General features: G+C 33.7%; 3 protein-coding genes. All 3 read left to right on the plus strand.

Annotated features, from left to right (window positions below; translation table 11 throughout):
• Positions 1 to 618: DNA topoisomerase (locus HMPREF9943_RS09565; protein WP_004804473.1), on the plus strand; the 618-nt coding region annotated here is incomplete at its 5' end.
• A gap of 84 nt (positions 619 to 702) precedes the next feature.
• Complete coding sequence (locus tag HMPREF9943_RS09570) at positions 703 to 1,506, plus strand: KilA-N domain-containing protein (RefSeq protein WP_004804477.1); 804 nt, start codon at positions 703 to 705, stop codon at positions 1,504 to 1,506.
• An 82-nt stretch (positions 1,507 to 1,588) separates the two neighbouring features.
• Positions 1,589 to 2,083: hypothetical protein (locus HMPREF9943_RS09575; RefSeq protein ID WP_004804479.1), on the plus strand; the 495-nt coding region annotated here is incomplete at its 3' end.

A 2,083-nucleotide genomic window follows, 5' to 3' on the forward strand; every position in this document is an offset into this window, starting at 1 on the left:
GCAAAAGTTAATTTCCTTATATCCGATAAATTTCACGCAAGTGTAGGTTATCCACTCATTGAAAATATAACGAAGATAGTAGCTGAATTTGACGGCTTTGAATTTACAAGTTCAGGTAAGGTAATTAAGGATGAAGGCTTTAGCAAATACCTTAAAGAATACAAACCAAAAAAGAGTGAAGATGCTGTATTGCCTGATGTAAGTATTGGTGATGTTTTAAGTATTGAAAATAAAGAGATTAAAGAAAAATTTACTCAACCACCGAAACACTTTACTGAAGATACGCTTCTAAAGTCTATGGAGATTGCAGGAAATGAAGCCTTAGAAAAAGGTGTAGAAGTGGAAAGAAAGGGACTTGGAACACCTGCAACAAGGGCAGGAATTATTGAAAACTTAATCTATAAGGGTTTTGTCGAAAGAGATAAGAAAAATTTGATTGCCACGCATAAGGGGATCAGCCTTGTAACAATAGTATCCGATACCTTTAAGTCGGCAGAAACGACAGCAAAGTGGGAAATGGAATTATCTGATATTGTTCAGGGTAAATCATCTAAGAAAGAATTTTTAGATGCGATTGAAAATGAGATAAAAGAAGCGGTTTTGACATATCGCAAGTAAGACAGCACGAATTTCAGCGTGGAAAAAATGCTCTAAAAATGCTATAATGCAAAGTAATCAATTTAATGATTGAGAGGTGATTATATGTCTAAAATAAATGTTGAAGGTTCAGAAATCAGCATTATTGCCATAGACAATAGAGATTATATTTCTTTAACGGATATGGTTAGAAATATTGAGAACGGTTCTGCTTTGATTGAAAAGTGGCTCAGAAACAAGAATACAATAGAGTTTTTAGGTATTTGGGAAGAAATGTATAACACGAATTTTAATTCCCCCGAATTCGAGGGAATTAAAAATGAAGCAGGTTTTAACCGTTTTATATTATCGGTCAAGCAATGGGTGGAAAAAACTAATTCTATCGGTATCGTTGCGAGAGCAGGAAGATATGGTGGAACTTATGCTCATAAAGATATAGCATTTGAGTTTGCTTCTTGGGTATCGCCATACTTTAAATTATATTTAATCAAGGAATTTGAACGCCTAAAGGAAGAAGAACAAAAGAAGTTAGGATGGGATATTAAGAGAAATTTGGCAAAAATCAATTATAGAATTCACACAGATGCCATTAAAAACAAACTTGTACCGGATAAACTTTCAAAAGAAAAAATCAATTTTATTTATGCAAGTGAAGCGGATATTCTTAATGTTTCTCTGTTTGGAATAACAGCTAAGGAGTGGCGTGATGAAAATCCGGATTTAAAAGGCAATATTAGAGATTATGCGGATATATCACAGCTTGTCTGCCTTTCTAATCTTGAGAATCTTAATGCGGTATTTATAAATGAAGGCATGAGCCAATCTGAAAGATTGGAAAAATTAAATGCAATAGCTATTGAACAAATGAAGATACTATCTGAAAGTGAATCAATTAAAAAATTGAAATAGAGTAATAATATTTGGTATATAGCGAAGGTGATTAGAGTAAAATCTAACCGCCTTTTTTGTTTGAAAAAAGAAGGAGGTAAAAATGCGAATAAATGATTTTCATAACATTTTGGAGCTAATAAAACAAGATGTTTTGTATAATGAAGCAGAATATCTGAAGCTCCTAAAAGTTGTCGGAAACAATCAAAGGTATGATTTTAGAAGTCAATTAAGTATATATGATAAAAATCCTGAAGCGACAGCCTGTGCCAAGTTCGACTACTGGAGGGAACGCTTTAACCGAACGGTTATGCGAGGGCAGAAAGGTATTCCAATCTTAGAGGACTACGGCACATATAAAAAGGTGGACTATATCTTTGATATAAGCCAGACAGTTTCAAAAAACAGGGATGTCAACGAGGTCAATCTTTGGAGTTTTGATAAAGAATCCCATCAAGATGTCTTAAAGGAAATGATAAAAAGCGAGGGCTATGAGGAAAGTGAAAGCACACTTGAAAACATCTTTTCTTTAAGCAGACTCTACGGTGATGAAAAAATAGATACCTTAATGAATGAACTTAGAGTAGCGGATGAGGAT

The organism is Eggerthia catenaformis OT 569 = DSM 20559, assembly GCF_000340375.1.
In the GTDB taxonomy this organism is placed as follows: domain Bacteria; phylum Bacillota_I; class Bacilli_A; order Erysipelotrichales; family Coprobacillaceae; genus Eggerthia; species Eggerthia catenaformis.

Bases quoted from the DNA above. Each gene is read 5' to 3' on its own strand.
- HMPREF9943_RS09570 (WP_004804477.1), top strand. From the start codon at position 703: ATGTCTAAAATAAATGTTGAAGGTTCAGAAATCAGCATTATTGCCATA.